Origin of the sequence: Halomonas sp. KG2, assembly GCA_030440445.1 — a bacterium.
GTDB lineage: Bacteria > Pseudomonadota > Gammaproteobacteria > Pseudomonadales > Halomonadaceae > Vreelandella.
Genome location: CP098528.1, coordinates 1,694,673 through 1,709,020 on the forward strand (window position 1 = coordinate 1,694,673; position 14,348 = coordinate 1,709,020).

General features: G+C 55.8%; 10 protein-coding genes. 2 read left to right on the plus strand and 8 right to left on the minus strand.

All coding sequences use genetic code 11. The features are described from left to right. Positions 1 to 223: 223 nt before the first annotated feature. From NDQ72_07835 to ptsP, 3 genes are read right to left on the minus strand one after another with little or no spacing between them, the layout of a single operon-like run. Positions 224 to 1,960: a PTS fructose-like transporter subunit IIB gene (locus tag NDQ72_07835; GenBank protein WKD29839.1), complete on the minus strand. Its 1,737-nt coding sequence runs from the start codon at positions 1,958 to 1,960 to the stop codon at positions 224 to 226. After that, entirely contained in the window at positions 1,957 to 2,928 is a 972-nt protein-coding gene (gene pfkB / locus NDQ72_07840) for a 1-phosphofructokinase (GenBank protein WKD29840.1), read from the minus strand. Before pfkB ends, NDQ72_07835 begins: the two co-directional genes overlap by 4 nt. Then, entirely contained in the window at positions 2,928 to 5,795 is a 2,868-nt protein-coding gene (gene ptsP, locus NDQ72_07845) for a phosphoenolpyruvate--protein phosphotransferase (protein ID WKD29841.1), read from the minus strand. The genes pfkB and ptsP overlap by 1 nt, the downstream gene beginning before the upstream one ends. Before the next feature lie 226 nt (positions 5,796 to 6,021). On the opposite strand from ptsP, the gene cra reads away from it, so the two are divergent. Next, positions 6,022 to 6,999, plus strand: a complete 978-nt coding sequence (gene cra, locus NDQ72_07850; GenBank protein ID WKD29842.1) for a catabolite repressor/activator — start codon at positions 6,022 to 6,024, stop codon at positions 6,997 to 6,999. 53 nt (positions 7,000 to 7,052) lie between these two features. On the opposite strand, the gene NDQ72_07855 is transcribed toward cra, so the two are convergent. Together NDQ72_07855 and pyk are read right to left on the minus strand one after the other, a co-directional pair. Further along, positions 7,053 to 7,529, minus strand: a complete 477-nt coding sequence (locus tag NDQ72_07855) for a methylglyoxal synthase (GenBank protein WKD29843.1) — start codon at positions 7,527 to 7,529, stop codon at positions 7,053 to 7,055. A gap of 43 nt (positions 7,530 to 7,572) precedes the next feature. After that, a complete protein-coding gene (gene pyk / locus NDQ72_07860; GenBank protein ID WKD29844.1) occupies positions 7,573 to 9,045 on the minus strand; it encodes a pyruvate kinase in 1,473 nt (490 codons plus the stop codon). 211 nt (positions 9,046 to 9,256) lie between these two features. On the opposite strand from pyk, the gene gap reads away from it, so the two are divergent. Beyond that, complete coding sequence (gap, locus tag NDQ72_07865) at positions 9,257 to 10,261, plus strand: type I glyceraldehyde-3-phosphate dehydrogenase (GenBank protein WKD29845.1); 1,005 nt, start codon at positions 9,257 to 9,259, stop codon at positions 10,259 to 10,261. 14 nt (positions 10,262 to 10,275) lie between these two features. Here gap and NDQ72_07870 read toward each other — a convergent pair whose 3' ends face one another. The 3 genes from NDQ72_07870 to NDQ72_07880 form a co-directional block, all read right to left on the minus strand. After that, positions 10,276 to 11,325, minus strand: a complete 1,050-nt coding sequence (locus tag NDQ72_07870) for a LacI family DNA-binding transcriptional regulator (protein ID WKD29846.1) — start codon at positions 11,323 to 11,325, stop codon at positions 10,276 to 10,278. A gap of 170 nt (positions 11,326 to 11,495) precedes the next feature. Then, positions 11,496 to 12,602 (minus strand): sn-glycerol-3-phosphate ABC transporter ATP-binding protein UgpC, encoded by a 1,107-nt coding sequence (gene ugpC / locus NDQ72_07875; GenBank protein WKD29847.1) that lies wholly within the window; start codon positions 12,600 to 12,602, stop codon positions 11,496 to 11,498. A 92-nt stretch (positions 12,603 to 12,694) separates the two neighbouring features. Beyond that, positions 12,695 to 14,311: an alpha-glucosidase family protein gene (locus tag NDQ72_07880; GenBank protein WKD29848.1), complete on the minus strand. Its 1,617-nt coding sequence runs from the start codon at positions 14,309 to 14,311 to the stop codon at positions 12,695 to 12,697. Between the last annotated feature and the right edge of the window lie 37 nt (positions 14,312 to 14,348).

Sequence of the window (14,348 nt, forward strand, 5' to 3'; positions counted from 1 at the left end):
ATTATTAAGTGACGAGCGCTATATTGCTGGCTCGTGCTTTGTACTATTTATGGTTCTATTTAGGTAAAAATACTACATAAAACCCCGATTTAAGCAACTGTTAAGCGATTTATGGTTAAAAAATTAGTAATAAACCGTTGATGGCGTGGGGTTGAGGAGGGAGGTGCATCGCCAAAGAGGCGCTGGACAGGCGGCAGCCTGCCCAGCACTAAGGTTCAAGCGTTTAGCTGGTAACGGCGACGTGAGCGGCGCCGCGTTTGATAAAGGCATAGCCTAAACCGGTTACCAGCGAGCCGATGATAATCGCGCCAAGGTAGAGTAGTGCAGGAGTGATGGCGTTGGGAATCAGCAGAACAAAGATACCCCCGTGAGGTGCCATTAGTTTCGCGCCTACCAGCATGGAAAGCGCACCGGTGATCGCACCGCCCACCATGCACGCGGGGATAACCCGCAACGGGTCTTTCGCCGCGAAGGGAATGGCGCCTTCGCTAATAAAGCAAAAGCCGAGTACAAATGAAGCTTTGCCTGCTTCCCGTTCTGGTTCAGAAAATTTATTGCGCGCTACGAAACTGGCAATGCCCATGCCAATCGCTGGCACCATGCCTGCCGCCATAATGGCTGCCATTGGGCCGTAGGTTTCTGAAGCCAGCAAGCCCACGCCGAAGGTATAGGCTGCTTTATTGACGGGGCCGCCCAAATCGAAGCACATCATGGCGCCCAATAGAATGCCCAGCAGCACTGCGTTAGTAGAGCCCATCGAGGCCAGGAAGCTGGTCAGCGCATTCAGCAATGCAGCGACAGGCTCGCCAATCACATAGATCATCGTTAGGCCGGTGACCAGACTGGCCACTAGTGGGATGATCAGAATAGGCTTGAGCGATTCAACGCTGGAGGGCAGCTTAACGTAGCGGGTCACCGCTAGGGCCACGTAGCCTGCCAGGAAGCCTGCCAAAATGCCGCCGATAAATCCGGAACCAATGTCAGCCGCCAACATACCGCCAATCATACCTGGAGCAATACCGGGGCGGTCGGCGATGGAGTAGGCAATGTAACCTGCCAGTACCGGAATCATTAGCGCGAAGGCGGTACCACCGCCAATTTGCATAAGCGCAGCGGCCAGCGTGCCTTCCTGCTCAAAGGCTTCAATGCCGAAGACAAACGACAGCGCAATCAGCAAACCGCCTGCTACCACCATAGGCAGCATGAACGACACGCCGGTGAGTAGGTGCTTATAAACGCCTTTCTCTTTAACACTCTTATTGGCGTTGCCCGAACTGCTGCTAGCGTTTTCTACGCTAGCATCAACAAGGGCGGCTTCCAGCGTGGGACGTGGCTTTTTTAGTGCGTTGCCGGTTGAGGTGCGGTAGATGCGCTTGCCTGCAAACCGCGCTGGGTCAACGTCGATATCGCAGGCCAGTACGACCACGTCGGCGTCGGCGATCTCTTGTTCGGTTAAATGATCTTGAGCGCCTACTGAGCCTTGAGTTTCCACGCGAATGGCATGCCCCATGGCTTTGCCTGCTTCGGCTAGCGCTTCAGCGGCCATAAAGGTATGGGCAACACCAGTGGGGCAAGCGGTAACAGCGACAATTTTCTTGCCACCTGTGTTGCTCGCCGGAGCCGCGGCGGCTGTAGGGGTTGCAGGGGCAGTGTAAATCGGTGCTTCACGTTTAGCTTGAGTTAAAAAGGCGCTGGGGTCGGGTAGGGCGCTGGCAATCGGCGCCTGGAAAAGTCGTTTGCCTTCAAAACGTTCTGGGGCAGGAACATGATCGGCGGCCACTACAATTAAATCGGCATTAGCAATTTGCTCGGCGGTGGCAGCCTGCAGCGGCGCAATCTCGCCGTGCATTTCCACATGGGCGCTCCAGCCCATCCGCGTGGCCGCTTGCTCAAGGCGCTTGGCGGCCAGAAAGGTGGTCGCCATGCCGCTGGGGCAGGCGGTAATTAGAATCAGGTTCATCGCGTGGCTCCCTCGGTGATGGTGTCGTCAAGACGCCGTACCAAAGTCTGTTGTTGGAGTAAGTCAAAATCGTCGGCGTGTGGGGTGCCCACGCCGACGTGGCGAACCGCTTCGGCAGAGAGTGCCGTTGCGAAGCGAAGGGTGTCTTGTGGAGCGAAGTTGCTGAGCAGCCCATGGAGCATGCCAGCCACAAAGGTATCGCCCGCACAAACGGTATTGGTGGCGTTTACGCTAGGTGGGGTGGATTGCCAAGTGCCCTGTGAACTAGCCCATAAAACGCCCTCTGAGCCTGCGGAAATCAGGGCGTGCTCGATGCCGCTGGCGTGCAGTCGCTCGGCGGCGATCTGGCGCTGTTGATTTGAATCTAGCGCGCTGCCAGCCCAGTCAGCGAGTTCCGTTTCGTTAGGTTTTACAGCCGCAGGCTGAGCAGCAATGGCGGTCAGCAGTGCTGGGCCGCTGGTGTCTATCCAAAGTGGTACGCCGTAGCTTTTTAGGGTGGTTAGTAGTTCAGCAAACAGCGGCTGATCAATACCCGGTGGAAGGCTACCGGCAACGACGACCGCTTGGGGCGGAGCGAGGCGCTGAAACAAATCGTCCAGGGTCGTTCGTAAGGCATTTAAATGGGCAGCCTCAATCGGCATGCCGGGGCCGTTAATATCAGTGACGCGGCCACTCTGTTCCGCCAGCTTGGCGTTAATGCGCGTACTGCCGGGTACGCGTACAAAGGCATCTTCCACGCCGTAGTGGGGGAATGCCAAGCTGAACGGTGCGTCGTTATCCTGGCCGAGAAAGCCGCTAACAATTACTTGATGGCCTAAGCTGGCCAGCACGCGTGCTACGTTAACGCCTTTGCCCGCAGCTTCTAACTGGGCGCTGTGGGGGCGGTTCACATGGCCAAGTGTCAGCGTTTCAAGGTTGAACGCTAAATCCAGCGCGGGGTTGAGTGTAATGCACACTACCTGGGCCATTAGCGGGCCTCCAGGGCGTCACGCACCTCATCGCTGGTGGCTTTGCTTAGCGCTAGCTGGGCAGTGGCTTTTGCATCGGCAAGATCAAATTCACGCAGGCGAGCTTTGACTAGCGGAATTTGTCGCGCACTGACGGAAAGCTCATCAACGCCTAACCCTACCAGGACTGGCACGGCCATGGCGTCCGAGGCAAGCTCGCCGCATACGCCGACCCATTTGCCGTGGGCATGGGCGGCATCGACGGTCATTTGAATCAAACGCAGCACGGCGGGGTGCAAGCCATCGGCCTGGGCAGAAAGCTCTGGATGGCCGCGGTCGATGGCCAGGGTGTACTGAGTTAAATCGTTCGTGCCGACGGAGAAGAAGTCCACCTCGGCCGCCAGCGTAGGTGCTAGCAGTGCGCTGGAGGGTACTTCGATCATCACGCCCAGTTGCACATCAGTGGCGCGCTGCTGTGGTGGGATTTCGCTAAGTAGGCGGTCATAGATGACGTTGGCGGCGCGGAATTCAGCGACATCCTTAACCATCGGCAGCATGATGCGTAGCGGACGGCCGACAGCTGCCATCAGCAGCGCGCGGATTTGTGTTTCCAACACTTCCGGCTCGGTCAGCGCTAAGCGAATGCCGCGTAGGCCAAGGAAAGGATTGTCTTCCTGGGGAACCGGCCAGTAGGGCAGCGGCTTGTCGCCACCCACATCCAGAGTACGCGCGACTAGCGGACGGCCATCCAAGGCATCGGTGGCTTCACGGTACTCGGCAATTTGGGTGGCTAGGTCCGGTGCGCTGGAGTAGGCCATAAACAGGAACTCGGTGCGCAGCAGGCCAACGCCTTCGGCACCGCGTTCAACCGCATCGGCGGCGTGGGCGGTGTTACCAAGATTGGCTGCCACTTCTACTCGATGCCCATCGCGGGTTTGGGCTTGCTCAAAGCGTAGCTTCCAGGCATCGGCTTCGCGCTGTTGCTGGTCGAGAAGCTGTTGTTCCGCGCGCTGCAGGCGCTCTTCGGAAGGCTGTGAGGTAACCCGCCCTCGTTCACCGTCCAGAATCATCATGCTGCCGTTATGCAGTACCATCACGGCTTCACCAGCACCGACAACTGCGGGAATGCCCAGTGCACGAGCCAGAATAGCACTGTGTGCGGTGGCGCCGCCGCGCACGGTAAGCAGTCCGCGTACCCGTGAGGTATCCAGGCGGGCAACGTCGGAAGGGCCGATGTCATCCATGACCAGAATATACGGATGGTCAGGCGGCTCTGGCAGTTGGACATCGCACAATACCCCTAGTACGCGGCGGCCTACGTCGCGCAGGTCAGCGGCGCGCTCGGCCAATAGGCGATCGGCAAGCATTTCCTGGGCGTGGGCGGCGGTTTCAATAGCATTCCACCAACCGGCTTCCGCTGAACGACCTTCACGAATCGCATCAATCGCAGCGTGATGCAGCTCGGGGTCGTCGAGCATCTCTTCGTGCATCGAGAGAATGTCGGCCACTTCGCCGCCAGGGGCGTTATGCACCAGTGCTTGAAGTTGAGCGGCGCCTTCTTTGAGTGCCGCTTTCAGGCGACTAATTTCATGTTCGGGGTCGCTGGCGTGTTCAGCATAGTCGAACTGCATCGGGCGAATCACAAACACCGGCGCAATGGCTAAGCCCGGCGAAGCGGCGACGCCTGCGTGGGGCGCATCAACGACTAACGGATCAACTGGCTTGCTCGTGTTAGTCACCGACTTGGTATCAAAACCGCCGTCGAACGGCGTTACTTTCTCACCTAGACCGTCTTCAACGGCGGCGGCCACTGTGCTTAGCGCGGCACTTGCCTGGTCGCCTTCGGCAGAAAGGATCAGCCACTGACCACGCCGTGCTCCCAAGCCAATCACTTTGGTCAGGCTGGCGGCAGAAACCGTGGAGGCACTGCCTTCTTCAAGGCGTACGTTAATCGATATTGATTGTGCGCGGGCGATCTGTACCAGCTGTTTTGCCGGGCGGGCGTGCAGGCCATGGGGGTTCAAGACGCGCACGCGGCGAGTCTGAGTGTTGGCGGTTTCACCCGCCAGCGTGGCCAGCAGCTGTGCGCTGCTTTTGCCCACCAAACTGTCACTTTCGCCGTTCTCCAACATGGCTAGTAGCTGTTCCAGCAGTGGGCGGTGGGCATCGCCACTGGCCGCTAAACAGAACAGTGCGTGGACAGGGTGGCCGCTATGCTCAAGTTTAGGATCGGCTGGCGTGGCAACGCCTAGTGCGGGTTGTGTCACCCCTTGGGTGTGGCTTGCCAACCAAAATCCTTTGCCCAGCCATTGGGGGGAAGCACTGGCGATGGCGCTAATAAAAGCGTTATCAACGCAGCCACTTTGGCGCAGCCGAGCGGCAGCGGCCAGGGCGAGTTCTTGAGGGTCGCGAGCGGGGAAGTTAATGCACAGCGTATCGGCATCCAGGCGCGGCTCAAGCGCCGGCTTGGAAAGTAAACGCGCTACCTCGACAGCCGAGCTGGCGCTGGCGAGCTGATTGGCGACGCCTTCGCGGTCTAAGACGTGGGTCAGCTGGCGCAGAATATCCAGGTGCTCATCATTTTGCGCGGCTATCGTCACCAAAACATAGACTGTCTGGCCGTCGTGCCACTGAATGCCTTTGGGGAACTGCAGTACTCTCACGCCGGTATATTTTACGTGCTGGCGACTTTCCGGCGTGCCGTGTGGAATGGCAATCGCGTTACCAAGATAGGTTGACGACTGCGCTTCACGGGCATGGAGGCCATCACGGTACTCGGCCTCAACTAAACCCGCATCCGTTAGCGCCTTGGCGGCGATGTCGAGTGCAGCTTGCCAGTCGTCCGCATGGCGGTCGAGCAAGATGTCATCTGGGCCGAGAGTTAACATAGGGTTCTCCTGTAAACGCTGTCAGCCTGGGGTAATGTCTGCAGCGTGATCATGCTTAAACGTTGGTCGTAGCGCGTTGAGCTTCGCTGGATGAATCGTGTCATCTGTGGTTAGTTGGCTATGCTGAATCGATTCACTTAAAGACACAAGGGTTGTCTTTCTAGACTTTAGTCTGGGTGGGGAGAAACGGCTGATAAACTACATCGGCAACCAGAGGGAGAATTGCATGACACTTGCCGACATTGCCCGGCTTGCGGGCGTATCGCGCACCACGGCGAGCTATGTAATTAATGGCCAGGCCGAGCAACGGCGTATTAGTAATGCCACCATTGAGAAAGTAATGGCGGTAGTCAGGCAGCATCGCTATCACATTGACCCGCAGGCAGCGGCGCTGCGTCGTGGGGCAAGTCGGCTGATTGGTTTGATCGTGCCTGACCTTGAAAATATCAGCTATGCGCGGTTGGCGAAACGCTTAGAGCGTGGCGCGAGAGAGCAGGGCTATCAGCTGTTGGTGGCTAGCTCAGATGACTGTGCCGATAGCGAGCGTGCCTTAGCGCTAGCGCTTCGCGCGCAGCGCTGTGAGGTGCTTATTACCGCCAGCTGCCTGGCCGAGGATGACACCTTCTATGCTGAGTTGGTGGATGAAGGTTGGTGCGTTGTGGGCATGGACCGTGGGCTTGCGCCGACGCGTTTTGCCAGTGTCGTTAGCAACGATCAAGACGCGGCATATGCGCTAACCCGCTCGGTCATTACGGGTGGCACGCGGCGGGTGGCGTGGTTAGAAGCGATGCCAAGCTTGTCGATCAGTCGCGAGCGGAGAGTGGGGTTTCAGTCAGCGCTACAAGATAGCTCTATCGAGCCGGTTTTACTTAGCGGTACGCACTACGAGCGTAGCGAAGGTGCCCGTCTTGCCGCTCAACTGCTGGATGAGAAGGGCGGCGCTGATGCGTTGATCACCGCGTCTTATGTGCTGATGGAAGGGGTATTTGACGTGTTTCTGGAGCGCGGCGGGTTACCAGAGAATATGCGGTTGGCCACCTTTGGCGACCACCGTTTGCTGGATTTTCTGCCGCAAGCGGTGAATTCAGCGTTGCAAGATTATGATCGCATTGCTGAACTCACCCTGCGCTGCGCCCTGAATGCCATGAACGGCGACTATCAGTGTGGGCAGCAGGTCGTGGCGCGCCACCTACGTACCCGATAAGCCCCATTGATTCGTTCAGAGCTTGAGTTGTTCAGAGCTTGAGTTGTTTAGAGCTATACCGTGCGGGCTTGAGCCCAGGCCTGTGCATCCGGAATAGACATATCGTAACGTTCACTGAGATAGGGCGACGACAGTAAAAAGTCGGCGCTCGCCGCATTGCATGCCACCGGCACGTTCCATAGCGCGGCTAAACGCAGCAGCGCTTTGACATCAGGATCGTGGGGTTGAGGGGCAAACGGATCCCAGAAGAAAATCAGCACGTCTAGCTGTTGTTCGGCAATGCGCGCACCAATTTGCTGATCACCGCCCAACGGCCCGCTCATCAACCCCTCGACCTCTAGGCCAAGCGTATTTTTGAGCCGCCCAGCGGTAGTCCCCGTACCAATGAGAGTGTGCTGGCTGAGCGTTTCCTGCCAGCGTGTTGCCCACTCCAGCATCTCGGTTTTTTTGCCGTCGTGGGCAATTAGCGCAATGCGTTTACGCGCTTGCAGCGTACGAACGGCTTGGCGGGGTGGACGTGCGTCGCTCATGGCATGGCTCTCCAGTTAACATTCCGGCTATTTCAGGTCACAGTTAGATTTGCGCTTCTTCAACGGCCAGCACTTTCATGGTGTTAGTGCCGCCGTGGGCGTTCATGTGGTCGCCGCGGGTAAGAATGACATGATCGCCAGGGTGTGCCAAACCATGCGCTTGGAGTAGCTTGACGGCTTCTTGGTTGAGCTCTTTAGGATCCATATGGGTTGTGTCGAAGGGGATCGACACGACGCCGCGGTAAAGCGCCATGCGCCGTTGGGCAATCGGGCTGTGTGCAAGGCCAACAATCGGCAGGCCAGAGCGAATGCGTGAGGCAATCAGTGGCGTATAACCTGTCGAGGTCATGCAGGCTATGGCGCGTACCCCGGTAAGGTGGTTGGCGGCATACATGGCAGAGAGGGCAATGGTTTCATCAATGCGCTCGAAGCCTTCATGGATACGGTGACCTGATGACTGAGCAATACGTTCGCGTTCAGCACCGAGGCATACCCGATCCATCGCTTGAATGGTTTCTACCGGATAGTCGCCCGCGGCAGTTTCCGCGGAAAGCATGACGGCGTCGGTGGCATCAAGCACTGCGTTAGCCACGTCGAATACTTCCGCGCGGGTGGGCAGTGGCGACTCAATCATCGACTCCATCATTTGTGTGGCGGTAATTACCGCGCGGTTAAGCGTGCGAGCATGCTTGATGATGCGTTTTTGAGTGCCGATCAGTGCGGCATCGCCAATTTCTACGCCTAAGTCGCCTCGCGCGACCATCACGGCTTCAGAGGCTTCGATAATGCCATCCAGTGTCTCATCATCGGCAACCGCTTCGGCGCGCTCAAGCTTGGCAACCAAGCCTATTTCCTTGCCTGCTTCGCCGAGCAGGTCGCGTGCTTCTTGCATATCAGCAGCGCTGCGTGGGAACGATACCGCCAGGTAATCCACCCCGATATCGATCGCGGTTTTTAGGTCTTCTTTATCTTTTTCGGTAAGCGCCGGGGCGGATAATCCACCACCTTGCTTGTTGATGCCTTTGTTATTGGAAAGCTTGCCACCTACGTGAACGCGTGTGTGCACTTCTTGACCAATAATCGAGGTGACGTCCAGCACGACACGGCCATCATCCAGCAGTAGCCGGTCGCCAGGGGCGACATCGTCAATCAGCGACTTGTAATCACAGCCGACGCGCTCGGCCGTGCCGCTGTTGGCATCTAGCGCCATGTCGAGCACAAAGGCCTGGCCAATGTCCAAGTGAACGGCACCTTCGGCAAAGCGTGATATACGGATTTTTGGCCCTTGCAGGTCACCCAGGGCGGCAACGCTGCGATTTAGTCGCTGGGCGATCTCGCGTACCTCTTTCAAGCGGCGGCGATGGTCATCTGCGGCGCCATGGGAGAAATTTAGCCGCACGACATCAACGCCCGCTTTTAGCATGTCTTCCAGCACGCCAGGGCGATCGCTTGCTGGGCCAAGCGTCGCGACAATCTTGGTGCGGCGAAGGGGAGTGGGAGATGTTGAGCGAGTCATAAACGTTACTCCTAGTGACCATCTTGGCGGTGATTAATTATTGGACTACGATAGCCTTTATATAGTAATTTTACTACATATTGAGATGTTATTAGCCTTTAAGGGCAGTTTGGATAGGTAAAAATTGACCTAAAGGTAAATAAATACGTATTTTTAGTAATTTTTTTACTGGATACGCCATCGACTACCACTGCTTGATTGAGGTGCCATCATGACAATAAGAGTTGCTATTAACGGATTTGGACGGATTGGTCGTAACGTACTGCGTGCGCTGTACGAAAATGGCTACCGGGATCGTGTCCGAGTGGTTGCGATTAATGATTTGGGTGATCCTTCCCTAAACTCGCACCTGCTGCGTCACGATACGGTTCACGGCCACTTTCCTTTTGCCGTTGAGCATGATGCCGAAAGTATTCGTGTGGATGGCGATCGCATCGCGATCTCTTCTGAGCGTGATCCTAGCCAGCTTCCTTGGGCATCCATGAACATTGATCTCGTCATGGAGTGCACAGGCTTGTTCACTAAGCGAGAAGCCGCTGCCAAGCATATCGAAGCGGGTGCTAAGCGTGTGTTGATCTCTGCACCCAGCCCCGATGCTGACGCTACTATCGTATATGGTGTTAATGACGATATTTTGACGGCTGAACATACGGTGGTCTCCAATGCGTCGTGCACGACTAACTGCTTGGCGCCTGTCGCCAAAGCGTTAAACGATGCTGTAGGCATTGAAAATGGTTTGATGACCACGGTTCATGCCTACACCAACGACCAGAACCTATCGGATGTTTATCACTCCGACCCTTACCGCGCGCGTAGTGCGACGCATTCGATGATTCCGACCAAAACAGGCGCAGCAGCGGCCGTTGGTTTGGTCTTGCCGGAGCTGGCAGGTAAGTTTGATGGGTTAGCCGTACGCGTGCCGGTGATCAACGTTTCCCTGGTAGATTTAACATTTACGGCAAGCCGCGATACCAGCAAAGAAGAGATCAACGCAATTGTTGAACAAGCGGCGGCGAACTCGTCTGTGCTAGCGGTTAACGCACAGCCACTGGTGTCTATTGATTTCAATCATGATGCGCATTCATCTACTTTTGATGCCAATCACACCCGTGTGAATGGCCGCCTGGTGAAAATCATGGCGTGGTACGACAACGAGTGGGGCTTCTCCAACCGTATGTTAGATACCGCCCTTGCCATGCAGAAAACGGCCAAATAACACCTGGCTGACCCTTATGGGCAAGTGTCGCCCAGCAGCAACTCAGTTTTGAGTAGCTGCTGGGTTTTGGGTATCCGCCCTAGAATCATTTTTGCCGCCACGCGGCCTTTGCCCGCACTGTCCTGGCGCACAGTCGTTAAACGCGGCGCCCGGTACTGCCCTTCAGCAATGCCATCAAAGCCGGTAATTCTTAGTTCACCTGGTACGTGAATGCCACGCTGTTCGGCCAACGTCAGCGCGGTAAGCGCAATACGGTCTGACATGCATAGCAGCAGATCCGGGCGCTGCGTGGCAGGCAGGTCGAGGATTTCTGTGATCACTGGTGAGCACACATCAAACACGTTCTCTTCGATATTCCATAGTGGGATCTGTTCAGCATCAAAGCCATGTTCGGTGAGTGCAGCATGAAATCCGGCCAGGCGCGCACGGCTGATGGTGCTGCTGCCCGGCAGTAGGGTGTGCGCGTTGGTGATGCGGCCGTTGCAATGCTCTTTTGTCAGACGAAGATTAATCACCGCAGGCCGCTGTGGCCGCGTTTTTAAGGCGTGCTGGGCAAGGTGGTAGCTCGCATCCTGATCATCGATATGCACAGTCGGACTGCCATCAATGTCGAAATCCACGGACACCAGTGGCCGCTGCGCAGGCAGCTCGCTTAGAAGCTTGTTATTAGGCATCAGGCCGTAAACGATAAAGCCATCGGCAATGTTTGCAGACCCGGGCGGCTGGGAGGCATGGCCTCTGCCAGGCAGTAGCAGCATGGTATGACCATGAGCATCAAGTACTTCAGCGACGCCGGATAAAAATTCACTGGCGACAGCATCATTGAGGCTGTAGGTCAGGCTTTCGGCAAGAATAACCGCAACAATGCTGGAACGCCCGGTGCGTAGACTGCGGGCCTTGGCATCTGGACCGTTATACCCAAGGCGTTTGGCCTCGCTTAAAATACGATCGCGTAGCAGAGGCGAAAGCTGGTCGGGGCGGTTGAAAGCGTTTGATATTGTCGCAGTGGAAACGCCGAGTTCTGTGGCAAGATCCTTGAGAGTCATTCGACGATGGGCAGTCACGGGTTTCCTATCCTGTTTAATTATTTGGGCGTTATTTTACATCGCAGGCTAATGAATTGAATCTGACGCACAAAAATACGGCCTTGACGTTGTTTCCACTACCGTTGCTATAGAGGTAGTAGCATCAAAGGCCGTTGTTCACTCAGCAACAGCGCAGTCGATAGTGTTCGTTAAGCTGCAGAGCGTGTCTCAGAAAGCATCAACGCCGCACCGCTTTCATCAAATAGATGCACATGCTCAATGTCAGGCACTAGGGATACTTTTTGGCCTTCTTCCCACTGGCTCGGGGCTTCGCTGCGGTGGATAAGCAGTGTATCGCCCTCTTTGGGTTCTAGGTAGACATAGACCTCATTACCCAGGTACTCGACATTGAAAATTTCAAAGCAGTTATCGCCCTTGGGTGCCTCTAAACGTAGGTGCTCGGGGCGTATGCCTAAGGTAAGCGAACTGCCCGTACGATAGCTATCTGCGGCTTGGGGAAGTGTGATCTCTCCCAATCCTTTTGCAGTCACCCGGCAACCATCTGTTGAACCGCTGGCAAGCTCCGCGGGCATAAAATTCATCGTCGGTGAACCGATAAAACCTGCGACAAACTTGGTGGCTGGGCGTTGATAAAGTTCATGTGGGCTACCTACTTGCTCGATATGGCCGCCTTTTAGCACCACGATTTTATCTGCCAGGGTCATTGCTTCGACTTGGTCGTGGGTCACATAAATCATCGTAGAGCCTAGGCGATTGTGCAGCCTCGCGATCTCGTTGCGCATTTGTACTCGCAGCGACGCATCCAGGTTAGAAAGCGGCTCATCAAAAAGCAGAATGCGAGGTTCCCGAGCCATCGCACGGCCCATTGCAACACGTTGGCGTTGACCGCCCGACAGTGCTTTCGGCTTGCGGTGCAATAGGTCTTCAAGCTGCAAAATTTTAGCGGTACTCATTACCCGTTCATGGACCGTCTCTTTGTCCGTTTTGGCAAGCTTCAAGCCAAAGGCCATGTTGTCATAAACGGTCATGTGCGGGTAAAGAGCATACGACTGGAACACCATGCCCACACCACGTTCTCGTGGGGGAAGGTCATTGACCAGCGTGTCACCAATGTTTAAGTCACCGTCGGTGATCGACTCAAGACCCGCGATAAGGCGCAGCAGCGTAGATTTGCCACAGCCGGAGGGACCAACAAAGACGACAAATTCACCATCGCCAATGGTCAGGTCAACGTCTTTAATAATGTGATCGCGACCAAATACTTTGTTGATCTTTTCAAGCGTAACACTTGCCATGGTTAGCTCCTTGTCGGCCTCAATGCTGCATTCCTCGTATCGGGCCGACTATCGTTATTGAATGTTGTTATTGAGTATTGCCATTGATGTGACTAAGCAACGTGCATGAAGGCGGCTTGATAGGCGGGCAGCGTCAGCACATTGCCCTTGCGTGCCGTAGTGAAGCCGTGTCCTTCCAGGTCACCGATGACGTCTAAGGGGAGTGCTGTTTGCAGCTCATTCCCCGTCAGGTTAAAGACACACAGCACTTTCTCTTGGTCATTTTGACGAATAAAGCCCAGTAACTCCTCGCCAACCTCAATCAGCTGTAAATCACCGTCGAACAGCGCGGAGTGCGTTTGGCGGAAAGCCAGCATCCGGCGCACAGCGTTAAGCGTTGAGTCCGGGTTCGTTTGCTGTCGGCTGACCGCCAATGGCAGGTGGCGTTTTTCTACCGGGAGCCATGGCTCAATGGCCGAGAAACCTGCCTGGGTGCCATCGGTCCATGGCATCGGCGTGCGGCACCCGTCTCGGCCTTTAAACTCTGGCCAGAGCACTTTGCCGTAAGGGTCTTGAATGCGCTCGAAGGGCACGTCGGCTTCTGGCAGCCCTAGCTCTTCCCCTTGATAAAGGCAGACACTGCCACGTAGGGAAAACAGCATGGCCAACATCACTTTGGGATAAGCAATGGGATCTTCTTCAGCCCCCCAGCGTGATGCGCTGCGTTCAACATCATGGTTGGATGTTGCCCAGCAGGGCCAGGCATCGCCCGCTAAGCGCTGAAAGCGCTCAATAACATGACGAATATAGCTGGCGGAGCGTGGCTTATTGAGCAAGTCAAAGGTGTAAGCCATGTGCAGTTTGTCACCGCCTGCGGTGTACTCAGCCATACGCTCAAGCGGATTGTCATCGCCGATTTCGCCCACGCTCGTCGTGCCGGGATACTCGTCCATCAAGGCGCGTAAGTCTTTCAAGAAGTCTACGTTTTCAGGGCGACTAATATCGTAGACATGGCGCTGCCACGTGTAGGGGTTAGCCTCCGGTGCGCCTAAGGTTTTGGATTCGCCTTTGGGCACCGGTGCGTTGTCACGCAGCTCGGCGTCGTGGAAGTAGAAGTTGACGGTATCAAGGCGGAAACCATCAACGCCAAGATCCAGCCAGAAGCGCATATTATCCAGCTGTGCCTGACGGGCTTCCGGGTTGTGGAAGTTGACATCCGGCTGGCTGGTCAAAAAGTTGTGTAGATAATACTGCTGGCGGCGTGAATCAAAGGTCCAGGCAGGGCCGCCAAAAATAGATAGCCAGTTATTAGGGGGTGTGCCATCGGGCTTAGGGTCTGCCCACACAAACCAATCGGCTTTGGGGTTGGTGCGATTCTGGCGGCTCTCTTTAAACCAAGCGTGCTGTTCAGAGGTATGGCTGATGACTTGATCAATCATCACTTTCAGCCCAAGTGAATGGGCCTTGTCGAGCAACGCCTTGAAATCATCCAGGGTGCCAAACATGGGATCAACGTCACGGTAGTCGCTGACGTCATAACCGAAATCCAACATGGGAGACGTAAAGAAAGGCGACAGCCAGACACCGTCAACATTCAAAGAAGCGACGTAATCGAGCTTTTCGGTAATGCCTTTCAAGTCACCAATACCGTCGCCACGACTGTCTAGGAAGCTGCGCGGGTAAATTTGATAGATAACGCCGCCGCGCCACCAGGTCAGGTTGTCTTGCATGAATAAATCCTTAATAAAACGTCAATAACACCCACGC

Bases quoted from the DNA above. Each gene is read 5' to 3' on its own strand.
- NDQ72_07835 (WKD29839.1), bottom strand. From the start codon at position 1,960: ATGAACCTGATTCTAATTACCGCCTGCCCCAGCGGCATGGCGACCACC.
- pfkB (WKD29840.1), bottom strand. From the start codon at position 2,928: ATGGCCCAGGTAGTGTGCATTACACTCAACCCCGCGCTGGATTTAGCG.
- ptsP (WKD29841.1), bottom strand. From the start codon at position 5,795: ATGTTAACTCTCGGCCCAGATGACATCTTGCTCGACCGCCATGCGGAC.
- cra (WKD29842.1), top strand. From the start codon at position 6,022: ATGACACTTGCCGACATTGCCCGGCTTGCGGGCGTATCGCGCACCACG.
- NDQ72_07855 (WKD29843.1), bottom strand. From the start codon at position 7,529: ATGAGCGACGCACGTCCACCCCGCCAAGCCGTTCGTACGCTGCAAGCG.
- pyk (WKD29844.1), bottom strand. From the start codon at position 9,045: ATGACTCGCTCAACATCTCCCACTCCCCTTCGCCGCACCAAGATTGTC.
- gap (WKD29845.1), top strand. From the start codon at position 9,257: ATGACAATAAGAGTTGCTATTAACGGATTTGGACGGATTGGTCGTAAC.
- ugpC (WKD29847.1), bottom strand. From the start codon at position 12,602: ATGGCAAGTGTTACGCTTGAAAAGATCAACAAAGTATTTGGTCGCGAT.
- NDQ72_07880 (WKD29848.1), bottom strand. From the start codon at position 14,311: ATGCAAGACAACCTGACCTGGTGGCGCGGCGGCGTTATCTATCAAATT.